Consider the following 16,837-nt stretch of genomic DNA (forward strand, 5'->3'; position numbering starts at 1 on the left):
ATTTTTTCCCTGTGCGAGCACGGTTAATGGCTGCACACCCAATTAACGTAGAGATTTCACAATACTATGGCGCAATTTTACTCCGCAAAACAGCGTGTGACGACGAAGGCTCGTATATCCGTCACCATTGAAGACCTCGATCCTTTCGGACAAGGCGTTGCGCGCCATAAAGGCAAGGCGATGTTTGTTAGCGGCGCGCTGCCCGGTGAACAGGCGGAAGTGACGGTGTTCGAGGATAAAAGCAAATACGCACGCGCCAAAGCCAACAAGATCATTAATCCCAGCCCACAGCGGGAAACACCGCGCTGCGTCCATTTTGGCGTGTGCGGCGGCTGCCAGCAGCAACATGCCTCGGTGGCTTTGCAGCAGGAGAGTAAAGCGCGCGCATTAAGCCGCATGTTAAGCCGCGAAGCGCCGCTGCCGGTGAAGGTGGATGAGATCATCAGCGGCAGCGCGTGGGGTTATCGTCGCCGGGCGCGTTTAGGATTGCAGTGGCAGCCAAAACAGCAGCGTTTGCAAATGGGGTTCCGTCAGGCCGCCAGCAACGATCTGGTTGAACTGAAGCAATGCCCGGTTTTGGTGCCCGAACTTGAAGCGTTGCTGCAGCCGCTGCACCAGTGCCTCAGCGATTTACAGGCAGTTAAACGGTTAGGCCACGTAGAATTGGTGCTGGCGGATAATGGCCCGCTGATGGTACTGCGTCATCTTGATGCATTATCTGCAGGCGATCGCGCAAAACTGGAACGCTTTTCGCATGAGCAGCAACTGTCGCTCTATCTGGCTGATGGCAGTGAAAGTTTGCAGGCGCTGAATGCGCGCGAACCTTTTTATCACTCGTTGAATTTGCCGCTATCCTTTAGCCCGCAGAATTTTATTCAGGTCAACGATGGTGTGAATCAGCAGATGGTCGCCAAAGCCATTGAATGGCTGGATTTGCAGCCAGAGGATCGTGTGCTGGATTTGTTCTGCGGCATGGGAAACTTTACCTTGCCATTAGGAAAGTTCGTACAAAATGTTGTAGGTGTGGAGGGCGTTGCAGCATTAGTGCAGCAGGCAGCGTATAATGCTGAGCAGACTAATCTCAAGAATGTTCGCTTTTTCCAGCATAACCTGGAGGAAGATGTATCGCGTCAGCCGTGGGCGACGCAGGGATTTAACAAGGTGTTACTGGATCCAGCGCGTGCTGGGGCTGCGGGCGTAATGGCGCATGTGGTTAAACTTGCGCCGCAACGTGTGGTCTATGTTTCCTGTAACCCTACAACGCTGGCGCGTGACAGTCAGACATTGCTGTCAGCGGGCTACCATTTGGAAAGGGTCGCGATGCTGGATATGTTCCCCCATACCAGTCATCTCGAATCCATGGTGCTGTTTAGCAAAGCATAAGCGATGTCCACATCGCTGTGGCAGGAGAGGATATGGTTGCGGTTAGAAGTGCGCATTTAAATACGGCGGGCGAATTTGCCCTCGACCAGTGGATCGCCAGTTTGAGTATCAACAATCCGCAATCCTGTCAGCGACTGGCGGATGCGTGGCGCTACTGTGAAGCCGAAACGCACAACCATCCTGATCAAGCTCTGCTGCTGTGGCGCGGTATTGAGATGGTGGAAATTCTCACCATGCTCAGCATGGACATTGATAGCCTGCGCGCGGCGCTGCTGTTCCCGCTCGCCAACGCCGATGTGGTGAGCGAAGAGGATCTCGAAAAAGCCTTTGGCAAAGAGATTGTGATGTTGGTGCACGGCGTGCGCGACATGGATGCCATTCGCCAGCTGAAAGCGATTCACAACGATTCGATGGCCTCCGAGCAGGTGGATAATGTGCGCCGCATGCTGCTGGCGATGGTGGAAGATTTCCGCTGCGTGGTTATCAAGCTGGCAGAGCGTATCGCCCATCTGCGTGAAATGAAAGACGCGCCAGAAGATGAGCGCGTGCTCGCGGCGAAAGAGAGCACCAATATCTACGCGCCGCTGGCCAACCGCTTGGGTATCGGCCAGCTCAAATGGGAGCTGGAAGATTACTGCTTCCGCTATCTGCATCCCGATGAATACAAACGCATTGCTAAGCTGCTGCATGAACGCCGTATTGACCGCGAAGGTTATATTGAAAGCTTCGTTGCCAATCTGCGCGCCGAGATGCAGAAAGAGGGCGTGCGTGCTGAAGTGTATGGCCGTCCGAAACACATTTACAGCATCTGGCGCAAGATGCAGAAGAAGTCGTTAGCGTTCGATGAGCTGTTTGACGTGCGCGCGGTGCGTATCGTGGCGGAACGGCTGCAGGATTGCTACGGCGCGCTTGGTACGGTGCATACGCTGTTTCGCCATCTGCCGAGTGAGTTTGACGACTACGTTGCCAATCCCAAGCCTAACGGCTATCAATCGATTCATACCGTGGTGCTGGGTCCGCAGGGCAAAACGGTGGAAATCCAGATTCGTACGCGCCAGATGCATGAAGATGCCGAGCTGGGCGTCGCCGCACACTGGAAGTACAAAGAAGGTCCAACCTCCAGCAACGCGCGCGGCGCGGCAGGACATGAAGGGCGCATCGCCTGGCTGCGTAAGCTGATTAGCTGGCAGGAAGAGATGGCTGATTCCGGCGAGATGCTGGAAGAGGTGCGCAGCCAGGTATTCGACGACCGCGTGTATGTGTTTACCCCGAAAGGTGACGTGGTCGATCTGCCGGCGGGATCAACGCCGCTCGACTTCGCCTACCATATTCACAGCGATATCGGCCACCGCTGCATTGGCGCCAAAATCAGCGGGCGCATCGTGCCGTTTACCTATCAGTTGCAGATGGGCGATCAGATTGAAGTGATCACCCAGAAACAGCCAAACCCAAGCCGCGACTGGCTGAACCCGAACCTCGGCTATATCACCACCAGCCGCGGACGCTCGAAAATTCACGCCTGGTTCCGCAAACAGGATCGTGACAAAAATATCATTGCTGGCCGTCAGATCCTCGAAAGCGAGCTAAATCAGATGGATATCAGCATGCGCGAAGCGGAAAAACTGCTGCTGCCGCGCTATAACGTCAGTTCGCAGGATGAGCTGCTGGCGATGATTGGCGGCGGCGATATTCGCCTCAATCAGATGGTGAATTTCCTGCAGGGCAAGCTCAACAAGCCGAGCGCCGAAGAGGAAGATCGCGAGGCGCTGCGCCTGCTGACGCAGAAGTCACATGCGCCGTCCGCGCGCAAAGAGAGCGGTCGCGTGGTGGTGGAAGGCGTGGGCAATCTGCTGCACCACATCGCCCGCTGCTGCCAGCCGATTCCTGGCGACGATATCGTGGGCTTTATCACCCAGGGGCGCGGCATCTCGATTCACCGCGCCGACTGCGACCAGTTAACCGAGCTGATTTCGCACGCACCGGAACGTATCGTTGATGCGGTGTGGGGCGAGGATTACTCCAGCGGTTATTCGCTGGTGGTACGCGTTACCGCCAACGATCGTAGCGGCCTGCTACGCGATATCACCACCATTCTGGCTAACGAGAAGGTCAATGTGCTCGGCGTCTCCAGCCGCAGTGACACCAAAAAGCAGCTGGCGACCATTGATATGGATATTGAGATCTATAACCAGCAAGTGCTTGGCCGCGTGCTGGCACGTCTCAATCAGGTGCCGGATATTATCGACGCGCGCCGTTTGCATTGATTCAGAGCCGTTTGTCCCCCATCCCGATCTTCCCCCGTTCGCGGGGGAAGAAGACGCTGCCGTATTTGTAACCGGCGCAGTCTCTCCCAAAATTTTCCCAAAGGATCCTTTCATGACGCCCTTAAATCGCCTGCTCACCATCATGCAAACCTTGCGCGACCCGGAGCGCGGCTGCCCGTGGGATCGTCAGCAAACCTTCGCCTCGATCGCGCCTTACACGCTGGAAGAAACCTACGAAGTGATCGATGCCATCCAACGTGAAGATTTTGCCGATTTGCGCGGTGAACTTGGCGATCTGCTGTTTCAGGTGGTGTTCTACGCGCAGATGGCCGATGAGCAGCAGCGCTTTAATTTCGATGACATCTGTATCGCCATCAGCGACAAACTTGAGCGCCGTCATCCGCACATTTTTGGCGATGTTCAGGCTGCAACCAGCGAAGAAGTGCTGAAAAACTGGGAAGCCATCAAGCACAGCGAACGCGCAGAAAAATCGCAGCACTCGGCGCTGGACGACATTCCTAAAGCGCTGCCGGCATTGATGCGCGCGCACAAAATTCAGAAGCGTTGCAGCTCGGTGGGCTTCGACTGGAACAATCTCGGCCCGGTGCTGGATAAAGTGCATGAAGAGATCGATGAGGTGATGCACGAAGCGCAGCAAGCGGTGGTGGATAACGCGAAGCTGGAAGAGGAAATCGGTGATTTGCTGTTCGCGACCGTCAATTTGTCGCGCCATCTAGGCAGCAAAGCGGAAATCGCATTGCAGAAAGCCAATGATAAATTTGAGCGCCGCTTCCGTGAAGTTGAAGCCATCATCGCCTCACAAGGGTTAGCCATGAGCGATGCGACCCTGGACCAAATGGAAGCCGCCTGGCAGCAGGTGAAAGTGAGCGAGAACAAACAGTAAGCGAATCTGGCGATTATTCCAGCGCTGCGCATAAATTCGCCGCTTGAGCTTACTCGATTCAGCCTTGCGGCGACTTTGTGACGTACATCAACATTTCGCACCATGCTATCCGCTATGTTACCGGCTTACCTGTGGAGGACGATGGTGTGATTCATCAATTGTGGCTTAAGACGACTTCAAGTATACTATTTTCCCGTCTTGGTTATTCCACCGTCTTTAAACCTAAACTCTCAGGTTCAGCATGACAACGAATTATATTTTTGTGACCGGCGGGGTCGTTTCCTCTCTGGGCAAAGGCATTGCCGCAGCCTCCCTCGCAGCCATCCTTGAAGCACGTGGTCTGAATGTGACCATCATGAAACTCGATCCGTACATCAACGTCGATCCGGGTACCATGAGCCCAACGCAGCACGGTGAAGTATTTGTTACCGATGATGGGGCCGAAACCGATCTGGATTTAGGTCACTACGAGCGCTTCATCCGCACCAAAATGTCGCGCCGTAACAACTTTACTACCGGTCGTATTTACTCAGAAGTGCTGCGCAAAGAGCGTCGCGGTGACTATCTGGGCGCCACGATTCAGGTTATTCCACACATCACCAACGCCATTAAAGAACGCATTATTGAAGGCGGCGAAGGTCATGACGTGGTTCTGGTCGAGATCGGCGGTACCGTGGGTGATATCGAATCCCTGCCGTTCCTCGAAGCGATTCGCCAGATGGCAGTCGATGTCGGTCGTGAACACACCATGTATATGCACCTGACGCTGGTGCCATATATGGCGGCCGCAGGCGAAGTGAAAACCAAGCCAACCCAGCATTCAGTGAAAGAGCTGCTGTCGATCGGGATTCAGCCAGACGTGCTGATCTGCCGTTCTGACCGCGCGGTGCCGGCGAACGAACGCGCTAAAATCGCGCTGTTCTGTAACGTGCCAGAAAAAGCGGTTATTTCCCTGAAAGATGTGGATTCCATCTACAAGATTCCAGGCATGCTGAAATCGCAAGGTCTGGATGATTACATCTGCAAGCGTTTCAATCTGAACGCGCCGGAAGCGAACCTGGCCGAATGGGAACAGGTTATTTACGAAGAAGCCAATCCGGGCGGCGAAGTGACCATCGGTATGGTCGGCAAATATGTCGAACTGCCGGATGCGTACAAGTCAGTGATTGAGGCCTTGAAACACGGTGGCCTGAAAAATCGCGTTACCGTGAATATCAAATTGATCGACTCGCAGGATGTTGAAACGCGCGGTGTCGAATTACTGAAAGATCTGGATGCTATTCTGATCCCTGGCGGCTTCGGCTACCGCGGTGTGGAAGGCAAAATGATGACGGCGCAATACGCCCGTGAGAACAACGTGCCTTACCTGGGAATTTGCCTGGGCATGCAGGTTGCGCTGATGGAATTTGCCCGCAACGTTGCCGGTATGGAAGGCGCGAACTCTACGGAATTTGTGCCAGACTGTAAGTATCCGGTGGTTGCGCTTATCACCGAATGGCGTGACGAAGAGGGCAACGTTGAACAGCGTACTGAGCAGAGCGATCTGGGCGGCACCATGCGTCTGGGCAGCCAGCAGTGCCAGTTGACGCCGGAAAGCAAAGTGCGTCAGTTGTACGGTTCTGAAATCATTACCGAACGCCACCGTCATCGTTACGAAGTAAACAATATGTTGCTGAAGCCGATTGAAGCGGCGGGTCTGCATATTGCCGGTCGTTCTGGCGACGATCAGCTGGTTGAGATCATTGAGATCCCGAACCACCCGTGGTTTGTTGCCTGTCAGTTCCACCCGGAATTCACGTCGACCCCACGCGATGGTCATCCGCTGTTCGCTGGCTTTGTGAAAGCCGCGCAGGAACACCAGAAGCGTTTAGCGAAGTAAGTTTCACGAACAACGCGCGAACTTTTCGCGCGTTGTTTGTCTTAGGATTGACTAACTTGTACTGAGGAAAATCGAATGTCCAAAATCGTAAAAGTCATCGGTCGCGAAATCATCGACTCCCGTGGCAACCCAACTGTAGAAGCAGAAGTGCATCTGGAAGGCGGTTTCGTTGGTCTGGCTGCTGCGCCATCAGGTGCATCAACCGGTTCTCGCGAAGCTCTGGAGCTGCGTGACGGTGACAAATCTCGTTTCCTGGGCAAAGGCGTAACCAAAGCGGTTGCGGCTGTTAACGGTCCAATCGCTAACGCGGTAACCGGTAAAGATGCCAAAGACCAGGCGAACATCGATAAGATCATGATCGAGCTGGACGGTACTGAGAACAAATCTAACTTCGGTGCTAACGCCATTCTGGCGGTTTCACTGGCTGCTGCTAAAGCTGCTGCTGCCTCTAAAGGCCTGCCGCTGTACGCACACATCGCTGAACTGAACGGCACCCCAGGCAAATACTCTATGCCGCTGCCAATGATGAACATCATCAACGGTGGTGAGCACGCCGACAACAACGTCGACATCCAGGAATTCATGATTCAGCCGGTTGGCGCGCCAACCCTGAAAGAAGCGATCCGCATGGGTTCTGAAGTCTTCCATCACCTGGCGAAAGTGCTGAAGTCTAAAGGCATGAGCACTGCAGTTGGTGACGAAGGTGGCTACGCGCCAAACCTGGGTTCTAACGCCGAAGCGTTGGCTGTTATCGCTGAAGCGGTAAAAGCAGCAGGCTACGAACTGGGCAAAGACATCACCCTGGCGATGGACTGCGCAGCATCTGAATTCTACAAAGACGGCAAATATGTGCTGGCTGGCGAAGGCAACAAAGCCTTCTCTTCAGAAGAGTTCACCCACTTCCTGGAAGACCTGACCAAACAGTACCCAATCGTTTCTATCGAAGACGGTCTGGATGAATCTGACTGGACTGGTTTCGCCTACCAGACCAAAGTGCTGGGCGACAAAATCCAGCTGGTGGGTGACGATCTGTTCGTAACCAACACCAAGATCCTGAAAGAAGGTATCGATAAAGGCATCGCTAACTCCATCCTGATCAAATTCAACCAGATCGGTTCACTGACCGAAACTCTGGCTGCAATCAAGATGGCAAAAGATGCGGGTTACACCGCGGTGATTTCACACCGTTCAGGTGAAACCGAAGATGCAACCATCGCTGACCTGGCGGTAGGTACGGCGGCTGGCCAGATCAAAACCGGTTCTATGAGCCGTTCTGACCGTGTTGCTAAGTACAACCAGCTGATTCGTATCGAAGAAGCGCTGGGCAGCAAAGCACCTTTCAACGGTCTGAAAGAAGTTAAAGGCCAGGCGTAATCGCCTGAGTATGCTGCCTGCGCGCAGCATCGTCTGAATGAAGCCCCGCCTTGTGCGGGGCTTTTGCTTTTATTTGGCACGAAGCAGCTGTGACCTGGCGCATAAGATCTGCCATAATCTGCGCCTCAAATTTTAGACGTGAGTAAATAATGTTCTACCCGATTAACGAAATGTTCCAGACGCTGCAGGGCGAAGGTTTTTACACCGGTGTTCCGGCGCTGTTCATCCGCTTACAAGGATGTCCGGTGGGCTGTAGCTGGTGTGATACCAAACATACCTGGGAAAAGCGGGCGGATCGGGAGACCTCGCTGGGTGATATTCTGGTCAAAACCGTGGAAAGCGATGCGTGGGGCAGCGCCGATGCGGCCATGTTGATCGACACCATCCAACGTCAGGGCTGGACCGCACGTCATGTGGTGATCACCGGCGGCGAACCGGCGATTTTTGATCTGCGCCCTTTGACGGAACAATTAGAAGCGGCGGGTTTTGCCTGCCAGATCGAAACCAGCGGCACGCACGACGTGCAGTGTTCCGACGCAACATGGGTGACGGTTTCACCCAAGGTGAACATGCGCGGTGGCTATGATGTTTTGCCGCAGGCACTGCAGCGTGCCGATGAGATTAAACATCCGGTGGCGCGTGAGCGTGATGTGGAAGCGTTAGATGCGTTGCTGGCAGGCTTACACGACGATAAAAAGCGCATTGTGGCACTGCAACCGATCAGCCGTGGTGATGCGGCAACGAAGCTCTGTATTGAAACCTGTATCGCCCGCAACTGGCGGCTTTCGATGCAGACGCACAAATACCTGAATATTGCCTGAGTTCTAAGGTCGCCATGCATGGCGACCTCACTCACGGTTACGGCTTCACTGACCTCAACCGCGATAAACGCAGCCGGCGGTGCAGGTCTCTTTAATCATTACCGCACTCAATTCCGGCAGAATCGGCTTCATCTGATCCCAAATCCATTTCGCCAGCACTTCACTGGTAGGATTCTCCAGACCCGGAATGTCATTCAGATAGTGATGATCGAGGCGTTCATACAGCGGCTTAAACTTCGCCTTCAGTTCGGCAAAATCCATCACCCAACCGGTATGCGCATCCACTTCGCCGGTAATTTCTAATCGCACCAGGAATGAATGGCCGTGCAAACGCCCACATTTATGGCCTTCCGGCACGTGAGGTAAGCGGTGGGCAGATTCAAACTGGAACTCTTTAAATAACGTGGTAGACATAATGGCTCTCAGACTTAAAAACCGCTGAAGTCTACCTGAATTGCAGATTTTTCGCACCCGCTGGCAACGAAAAGGGCATTTTGCGCCATCCCGCCAGCAAAACGCCTAATTAACTCATTGAATCATATCGCCTTCATTTACCACTTTTGCTGGTTAACTTTACCCGAAAAACCACTTAGTCATTTTGGTTATTTAATATGTCGAAGGCGTATTTAATCGTTAATATACAGCCCGGTAACCTACGCACTCTTTCGCAACATATTGATCCGGACTTCTGACACTGGAATTTTTAACGCAATGACGACTCAGGCACCAGGTTCACTGCTTCCGTTATCACCGGAGCAACTCGCGCGCTTACAGGCGGCGACCACGGATTTCAACACCACTCAGATGGCCTGGCTCTCCGGCTATTTCTGGGGCATGGTCAATCAGACGCCGGGTGCGGCTGCCGCGCCAGCGCCTGTGCAGGCAGAAACCCCGACCATCACGCTGATCTCCGCCTCGCAGACCGGTAACGCGCGTCGCCTGGCTGAGCAACTGCGTGATGACCTGCTGGCTGCTAAGCTGAGCGTCAATCTGATTAACGCCGGCGATTATAAATTCAAGCAGATCGGTCAGGAAAAGCTGCTAGTGGTGGTAACTTCCACGCAAGGCGAGGGCGAGCCGCCGGAAGAGGCGGTGGCGCTGCATAAATTCCTGCTGTCGAAGAAAGCGCCGAAGTTTGCAGGCACAGCGTTTGCGGTATTCGGTCTCGGCGATACCTCTTATGAGTTTTTCAGCAAAGCCGGTAAAGACTTTGATGAACGTCTGGCTGAGCTGGGTGCAGAACGTCTGCTGGATCGTGTGGATGCCGATGTTGAATACAAAGAGCAGGCGAACGTCTGGCGTCAGCAGATCACCGAGATTCTGAAAGCGCGTGTGCCGAGCGAATCGCCAGCACAGGCCGCCATCACGGCGGCGGGCAGCGTTAATCTGGTCGACAGCAGCCCGTACACCAAAGAAGAGCCGCTGGTGGCCAGCCTGGCGGCCAACCAGAAGATTACCGGACGCGATTCGGATAAAGATGTGCGTCACATTGAGATCGACCTTGGCGATTCTGGCCTGCGCTACCAGCCGGGCGACGCACTCGGCGTGTGGTTTGAAAACGATGACGAGCTGGTGCAGGAACTGCTGCAGCTGGTGTGGCTGAAAGGTGACGAGCAGGTAGACGTGCAGGGCAAAACCCTGCCGCTGGCCGAGGCGCTGAAAACCCATTTCGAACTGACGGTTAACACGCCACAAATCGTCGAACAGTATGCGGCGCTGTCCCGCAATGACGCGCTGTTGGCGCTGGCCGGTGATAAGCCGAAGCTGCAGAGTTATGCGCAGAGCTTCCCGATTGTCGATATGGTGCGTCAGGCACCGACCGAACTGAATGCCGAACAATTAACCGGCCTGCTGCGTCCGCTGACGCCGCGCCTCTACTCCATCGCCTCATCGCAGGCGGAGAACGAAACCGAAGTGCACATCACCGTGGGTGCGGTGCGCTTTGAAATCGACGGTCGTCAGCGCGGCGGCGGCGCCTCAACATGGTTGGCGGATCGTATTGAGGAAGAAGGCGAAATTCGCGTCTTCATCGAGCACAACGATAACTTCCGTTTACCGGCTAACCCGGAAACGCCAGTGATCATGATTGGTCCGGGCACCGGCATCGCGCCGTTCCGCGCCTTTATGCAGCAGCGCGATAACGATGGCGCAGGCGGTAAAAACTGGCTGTTCTTCGGTAACCCGCATTTCACCGATGATTTCCTCTATCAGGTGGAGTGGCAGAAGTATGTCAAAGATGGCCTGCTGACCCATATTGATCTGGCATGGTCGCGCGATCAGGCCGAGAAGGTTTACGTACAAGATAAAATCCGCGCCAAAGGTGCGGAGGTGTGGAGCTGGTTACAGGAAGGCGCACACCTTTACGTCTGCGGCGACGCCAATCGTATGGCGAAAGACGTTGAGCAGGCATTACTGGATGTGGTGGTCGAACACGGCGGCATGGATCGTGAAACGGCTGACGAATTTTTAAGTGAGCTGCGCATTGAGCGCCGTTATCAGCGAGACGTTTACTAATGAGCGAAAAACATCCTGGACCGCTGGTCGTTGAAGGCAAGCTGGTCGACGCTGAGCGTCTGAAAAAACAGAGCAACTACCTGCGCGGCACCATCCTCGACGATCTCGACGATGGCCTGACCGGCGGCTTCACCGGCGACAACTTCCTGCTGATCCGTTTCCACGGTATGTACCAGCAGGATGACCGCGACATTCGTGCCGAGCGTGTAGCGCAGAAACTCGAACCGCGTCACGCCATGATGCTGCGTTGCCGTCTGCCGGGCGGCATCATCACGCCAACGCAGTGGCTGGCAATTGATAAATTCGCCACCGATAAAACCATTTATGGCAGCATCCGGTTGACCAACCGCCAGACCTTCCAGTTTCACGGCATTATGAAGAAGAACGTCAAGCCGACGCACCAGATGCTGCACGAAGTCGGGCTGGATGCGCTGGCGACCGCCAACGACGTGAACCGTAACGTGCTGTGCACCTCGAATCCGGTGGAATCAGAGCTGCATCAGGAAGCGTACGAGTGGGCGAAAAAGCTGTCAGAGCATCTACTGCCGCAAACCCGCGCTTACGCGGAAATCTGGTGGGACAAAGAGAAGGTCGCCACCACCGATAAAGAGCCGATTCTTGGCGAAACCTATCTGCCGCGTAAATTCAAAACCACGGTGGTGGTGCCGCCGCATAACGATGTCGATCTGCATGCCAATGACCTGAACTTCATCGCCATCGCCGAGCAGGGCAAGCTGATTGGTTTTAACCTGCTGGTGGGCGGGGGCTTGTCGATCGATCACGGCAACAAAGCGACTTATGCGCGCACCGCAAGCGAATTCGGCTTTCTGCCGGTCGAGAAGATCCTCGACGTGGCGGCTGCGGTGGTCACCACGCAGCGCGATTGGGGGAATCGTACCGATCGTAAAAATGCCAAGACCAAATACACGCTGGAACGCGTCGGTGTTGAAACCTTCAAAGCGGAAGTGGAAAAGCGTGCCGGTCTGACCTTCGAACCGATTCGTCCGTATGCGTTCACCTCGCGCGGCGATCGCGTTGGCTGGGTGAAAGGCATCGATGAGAAATGGCACCTGACGCTGTTCATTGAGAACGGCCGTCTGCTGGATTATCCTGGCCGTCCGCTGAAGCGCGGCATCGCCGAAATTGCCAAAATCCATCAGGGCGATTTCCGTCTGACGGCTAACCAGAACCTGATTGTGGCTGGCGTGCCGGAGAAGCAAAAAGCGCAGATCGAAGCCATCGCCCGTGAACACGGTTTGATGGAAGCGGTCACGCCGCAGCGTGAGAACTCGATGGCGTGTGTGGCGTTCCCGACCTGTCCGCTGGCGATGGCCGAAGCCGAGCGCTTCCTGCCGTCGTTCGTGACCAAAGTGGAAGAGATCATGCATAAGCATGGTGTCGGCGAAGAGCACATAGTGTTACGCGTTACCGGTTGCCCAAATGGTTGTGGCCGTGCTTTGCTGGCGGAGTTGGGTCTGGTGGGCAAAGCGCCGGGCCGTTACAACTTACACATTGGCGGCAACCGCGAAGGTACGCGCATTCCACGCATGTACCGCGAGAACATCAACGAAGGCGAAATCCTCGCCAGCATTGATGAGCTGGTGGCGCGCTGGGCAACCGAGCGTCAGGCCAACGAAGGCTTCGGCGACTTCGTGATTCGCACCGGCATTATTAAAGCCGTGGTTGATCCCGCCCGTGATTTCTGGGACTCGGAGGCAGTATGACGGTACTCGATCTCGCAGCACTGAATGGTTCATCAAAAGTTGACCGCATCATGGCGCTGGCGGAAAGCAACGTGCAGCTGGAGAAACTCTCCGCTGAACAACGCGTGGGCTGGGCATTAGAACAGCTGCCGGGCGCATTTGTGCTGTCATCCAGCTTTGGTATTCAGGCGGCGGTTTTGCTGCATATGGTGACGCAGCAGAAGCCGGACATTCCGGTGATCCTGACCGATACCGGTTATCTGTTCCCGGAAACTTACCGCTTTATTGATGAGCTGACCGACAAGCTCAATCTCAACCTGCAAATCTTCCGTGCGGAAACTTCAGCGGCATGGCAGGAAGCGCGTTACGGCAAACTGTGGGAGCAGGGCGTCGAAGGGATTGAGCAGTATAACCAGATCAACAAAGTGGAACCGATGAACCGCGCGCTGGAAACGCTGGGCGCGCAAACCTGGTTTGCTGGCCTGCGCCGCGATCAGTCTGGCAGTCGCGCCAGTTTGCCGGTGCTGGCGGTGCAGCGCGGCGTGTTCAAGATTCTGCCGATCATTGATTGGGATAACCGTCAGGTGCATCAGTATCTGACCCAACACGGATTGAAATACCATCCGCTGTGGGATGAAGGTTATCTGTCAGTGGGCGATACGCATACCACCAAAAAGTGGGAACCGGGCATGGCAGAGGAAGAGACACGCTTCTTCGGCCTGAAGCGCGAGTGCGGGTTGCATGAAGGTTAATTGGTAGGTGCTGGCTGTCCCCCATCCTTGGTTTGTGCTCGCTTTCCCCCTCCTCGGTCCTCCCCCATGAATGGGGGAGGAAGATGCTGCCAGTTGGTGCTCGCTTTCCCCCTCCTCGGTCCTCCCCCATGAATGGGGGAGGAAGATGCTGCCATATGTGAGTTCTGAAGCTGCATGTGGCAGCATCTCCTTCCCCCGCTTGCGGGGGAAGGCCGGGATGGGGGACAGCCAGCACAATCGAGTAGGGAACAGCCAGCACAATCAGACCCCCTGCAACCCCGCAAACTCTTCCGCCGCACGCGTCACATTCACTTTCGTCACTTCATAATGCGCCACCGCCACAAACGGATCTTCCGCCAGGATGGTATCTAATCGCGCACGATCAATATCCTTCACCAACAGCACGCCGCCCGTACGTGGATCTTTGCGTCCCGCCGCAATAAACACGCCGTTAGCGAAATAGCGATCCAGCCAGCTAATGTGCGGTTCCAGTAACGCTTCCACTTCTTCTACCGGACGAAAATAGTTTAGATATACCACGTACATAGGGAATCCTCAGGTTGTCGGATTAGCAAGCTCGGTCAGCAGCGGCAGCAGAATCTTCACGCTGTCACGCGTGCGCTGGGTGATGCGGCCAGGCAGCCAGTGATCGAGGTAGTTGAGATTATCGCGCTCGGTTTGATGGCGCACATTGCCTTCCGGGAAGTGGCTGGAACGCGCGCGCTGCTGCTGCCCATTTTTGTTGCCCAGCGTCCAGTTGGCGGCGGTGACATCCATCAGTGGCATGCCGGCTTTGTCGAACGGATTGACGCCGGGATAATCGCGTGCGGTCATCGCGTGGCTGGCGGCGGAGATACCGTAACGGTGCGCCAACTGCACGGCACGCGTGCTGGTCTGTTTGCGCACCGCCGCTGGCGTATTGATGCCGCTGTTAAAGTAGAGATGATCGCCGACAATCAGGCTATTCAGATCGATCACCAGCAGCGTGTTCTTCTTCTCCTGCGCGCTCATGCGCGCCAGATAATCATCCATGCCGTGCAAACCCGCTTCACCGGCGCTCAGCGCCACAAAGCGCACGCCGTAGTGCAGCGGCGTTTTGCTTAGCGCCTGCGCCAGCTCCAGCATCACGCCAAGCCCGGAGGCATTGTCATCCACGCCCTGCAAACGTAGGCCGCCGAGATTGTTATCGGCTTCGTGGCGGCTGAGCGGCGTCCAGGTATCCAGATGCGTAACGATCAGGATCTCCTGCGGCACTTCACCGGCCCGCGCGGCAATCACCGACGTGGCCGTAACTTTGTGGGTGCGGCTCTCGCCCTTTTGCTCCAGCCAGCTATAGCTGGTTTTAAACTGGCGGGTATTACTCTGATATCCCAGCTGGCTGAACTGCTGTTGCAGATAATCGGCAGTCAGCAACTCGGCGGGACTGCCGCTCATGCGGCCGGGGAAATAGGTGGCGATATGGCGAAGCTGCTGTTCGGCAAAATGCCCTGGCGTGCTGTTGCTCGCAGCCTGAACAAAGAAAGGCAAACCGCCCGCAAGCAGTGCAGCCAGCACAGTGCGGCGGAGAGTGGCAAACATAGTTAGCGTCCTTTTCTGACATCCGGTCATGCTAAAAAAATTCCGACTTAGTATGAAACTGTGACGACGCTTGCACAATTTGATTTGCTCCGAAACACCAGCAATATCATTTGTTAAGCACAAAATGTTATCAGCAATCCTGGGTCGTTATTCCATTCGGTAACTACTCATTCCAATTCGTAATTTCATCTGCTGGAAGGGCGGGACGTATAGTCGCGTTAACTTATTGTAAAACTAGCAAGGTTAACGTGGATTATCTGCCTCTCTTTGCCGATCTCAAAAGCCGTCCGGTGCTGGTTGTCGGCGGTGGCGACATCGCGGCGCGCAAAATAGAACTGCTGCGGCGTGCCGGTGCGCGCGTGCTGGTCGCCGCGCGCGAACTCGGTCATGAGCTGCAGGCGCTGCTGGAAATTGAGGCGATTGAATGGATCGCTGAACGCTTTGATCCGGCACAGCTGGATGGCGTGTTCCTCGTGATTGCCGCTACCGATGACAACGCGCTTAACGCGCAGGTGTTCGATGCCGCCAATGCGCGCCACAAGCTGGTGAACGTGGTGGACGATCAGCCGAAGTGCAGCTTTATCTTCCCGTCGATTGTCGATCGTTCACCGCTGGTGGTGGCGATCTCCTCCAGTGGCACCGCGCCGGTGTTGGCGCGTCTGCTGCGTGAAAAAATTGAAGCGTTACTGCCCGCCAATCTCGGACAGATGGCGGAAGTGGCTGGGCAGTGGCGCGACAAGGTGAAGCAGCGCTATCACCGCATGTCTGACCGCCGTCGCTTCTGGGAGCGCGCCTTTAACGGTCTGTTCGCCAGCCAGATGGCGGCGGGTAACGTCCATGAAGCGCGGCGCACGCTGGATCACGAACTGGAAAACGATAGCGACAATCAGGGCGAAATTACGCTGGTAGGCGCCGGTCCAGGCGACAGCGGTTTGCTGACGCTGCGTGGCTTGCAGGTGATGCAGCTGGCCGATGTGGTGCTGTATGACCATCTGGTCAGCGACGAAGTGCTTGAACTGGTGCGGCGCGATGCCGACCGCATCTGCGTCGGCAAACGCGCCGGTGCGCATTCGGTGCCGCAGGAAGAGACCAATCAGATGCTGGTGACGCTGGCGCAACAGGGTAAACGCGTGGTGCGCCTGAAAGGCGGCGATCCGTTTATTTTTGGCCGCGGTGGCGAAGAGCTGCAGGCGGCGCAGGCCGCGGGCATTCCGTTCCAGGTGGTGCCGGGCATCACCGCTGCAGCAGGCGCAACCGCCTATGCCGGTATTCCACTGACCCATCGCGACCACGCGCAGAGCGTGCTGTTTATTACCGGTCACTGTCGCGCGGATGGCGACGGCATTGATTGGCCGTCGCTGGCGCGCGCACGTCAAACCTTAGCGATTTATATGGGCACGGTGAAAGCGGCGGAAATCGCTGCCGGGCTTATCGAACATGGCCGCGCCGCCTCCACGCCGGTGGCGGTGATTGGGCGCGGCACGCGTCAGGATCAGCAGGTGCTGACCGGCACATTGGATCAACTGGAGACGCTGGCTGCGGCCGCGCCCACGCCAGCACTGTTAGTGATTGGCGAAGTCGTAAATTTGCACGGGCAATTGGCCTGGTTCCAACATTCGGCACAGCAGGGGGCTCGCGAGTCCGCCGTTGTCAATTTGGCTTGAG

The 16,837-nt window shown here is 55.7% G+C and carries 13 protein-coding genes; 10 read left to right on the plus strand and 3 right to left on the minus strand.

Annotated elements, in window-relative coordinates; translation table 11 throughout:
* The first annotated feature begins 66 nt into the window (after positions 1 to 66).
* The 6 genes from rlmD (at position 67) to queE (ending at position 8,625) form a co-directional block, all read left to right on the plus strand.
* Entirely contained in the window at positions 67 to 1,383 is a 1,317-nt protein-coding gene (rlmD, locus tag DEU53_RS21550; RefSeq protein WP_101762591.1) for a 23S rRNA (uracil(1939)-C(5))-methyltransferase RlmD, read from the plus strand.
* Positions 1,384 to 1,415: 32 nt separating this feature from the next.
* Positions 1,416 to 3,647 carry a GTP diphosphokinase gene (gene relA / locus DEU53_RS21555; RefSeq protein WP_101762592.1) on the plus strand — a complete coding sequence of 744 codons (2,232 nt, stop codon included), beginning with the start codon at positions 1,416 to 1,418 and terminating at the stop codon, positions 3,645 to 3,647.
* 112 nt (positions 3,648 to 3,759) lie between these two features.
* Entirely contained in the window at positions 3,760 to 4,551 is a 792-nt protein-coding gene (mazG, locus tag DEU53_RS21560; protein ID WP_110868306.1) for a nucleoside triphosphate pyrophosphohydrolase, read from the plus strand.
* 241 nt (positions 4,552 to 4,792) lie between these two features.
* On the plus strand, positions 4,793 to 6,430 hold the full coding sequence (gene pyrG / locus DEU53_RS21565; RefSeq protein ID WP_007891723.1) for a glutamine hydrolyzing CTP synthase: 1,638 nt from the start codon (positions 4,793 to 4,795) through the stop codon (positions 6,428 to 6,430).
* 75 nt (positions 6,431 to 6,505) lie between these two features.
* Positions 6,506 to 7,804 (plus strand): phosphopyruvate hydratase, encoded by a 1,299-nt coding sequence (gene eno, locus DEU53_RS21570; RefSeq protein WP_101762594.1) that lies wholly within the window; start codon positions 6,506 to 6,508, stop codon positions 7,802 to 7,804.
* 149 nt (positions 7,805 to 7,953) lie between these two features.
* Positions 7,954 to 8,625, plus strand: a complete 672-nt coding sequence (gene queE, locus DEU53_RS21575) for a 7-carboxy-7-deazaguanine synthase QueE (RefSeq protein WP_110868307.1) — start codon at positions 7,954 to 7,956, stop codon at positions 8,623 to 8,625.
* A 54-nt stretch (positions 8,626 to 8,679) separates the two neighbouring features.
* Here queE and queD read toward each other — a convergent pair whose 3' ends face one another.
* Complete coding sequence (gene queD / locus DEU53_RS21580; RefSeq protein WP_167391191.1) at positions 8,680 to 9,039, minus strand: 6-carboxytetrahydropterin synthase QueD; 360 nt, start codon at positions 9,037 to 9,039, stop codon at positions 8,680 to 8,682.
* A gap of 297 nt (positions 9,040 to 9,336) precedes the next feature.
* On the opposite strand from queD, the gene cysJ reads away from it, so the two are divergent.
* From cysJ to DEU53_RS21595, 3 genes are read left to right on the plus strand one after another with little or no spacing between them, the layout of a single operon-like run.
* On the plus strand, positions 9,337 to 11,139 hold the full coding sequence (gene cysJ, locus DEU53_RS21585) for an NADPH-dependent assimilatory sulfite reductase flavoprotein subunit (protein WP_110868308.1): 1,803 nt from the start codon (positions 9,337 to 9,339) through the stop codon (positions 11,137 to 11,139).
* Positions 11,139 to 12,863 carry an assimilatory sulfite reductase (NADPH) hemoprotein subunit gene (cysI, locus tag DEU53_RS21590; protein ID WP_110868309.1) on the plus strand — a complete coding sequence of 575 codons (1,725 nt, stop codon included), beginning with the start codon at positions 11,139 to 11,141 and terminating at the stop codon, positions 12,861 to 12,863. The genes cysJ and cysI overlap by 1 nt, the downstream gene beginning before the upstream one ends.
* Positions 12,860 to 13,594, plus strand: coding sequence for a phosphoadenylyl-sulfate reductase (locus tag DEU53_RS21595; RefSeq protein ID WP_101762598.1), 735 nt, complete (start codon positions 12,860 to 12,862; stop codon positions 13,592 to 13,594). Before cysI ends, DEU53_RS21595 begins: the two co-directional genes overlap by 4 nt.
* 261 nt (positions 13,595 to 13,855) lie before the next feature.
* Here the strand turns inward: DEU53_RS21595 and DEU53_RS21605 are convergent, their stop codons facing one another.
* The gene (locus DEU53_RS21605; RefSeq protein WP_110868310.1) at positions 13,856 to 14,140 is read right to left on the minus strand and encodes a YciI family protein; all 285 of its coding nucleotides are present in this window, start codon (positions 14,138 to 14,140) and stop codon (positions 13,856 to 13,858) included.
* Between the two features lie 9 nt (positions 14,141 to 14,149).
* On the minus strand, positions 14,150 to 15,172 hold the full coding sequence (locus tag DEU53_RS21610; protein WP_110868311.1) for an aminopeptidase: 1,023 nt from the start codon (positions 15,170 to 15,172) through the stop codon (positions 14,150 to 14,152).
* Positions 15,173 to 15,420: 248 nt separating this feature from the next.
* Here DEU53_RS21610 and cysG point away from each other — a divergent pair, with 248 nt between their 5' ends.
* Complete coding sequence (cysG, locus tag DEU53_RS21615; protein WP_110868312.1) at positions 15,421 to 16,836, plus strand: siroheme synthase CysG; 1,416 nt, start codon at positions 15,421 to 15,423, stop codon at positions 16,834 to 16,836.
* Position 16,837: the final 1 nt, after the last annotated feature.

It is taken from the genome of Pantoea sp. AG1095 (genome assembly GCF_003208415.1).
Taxonomy (GTDB): domain Bacteria; phylum Pseudomonadota; class Gammaproteobacteria; order Enterobacterales; family Enterobacteriaceae; genus Pantoea; species Pantoea leporis.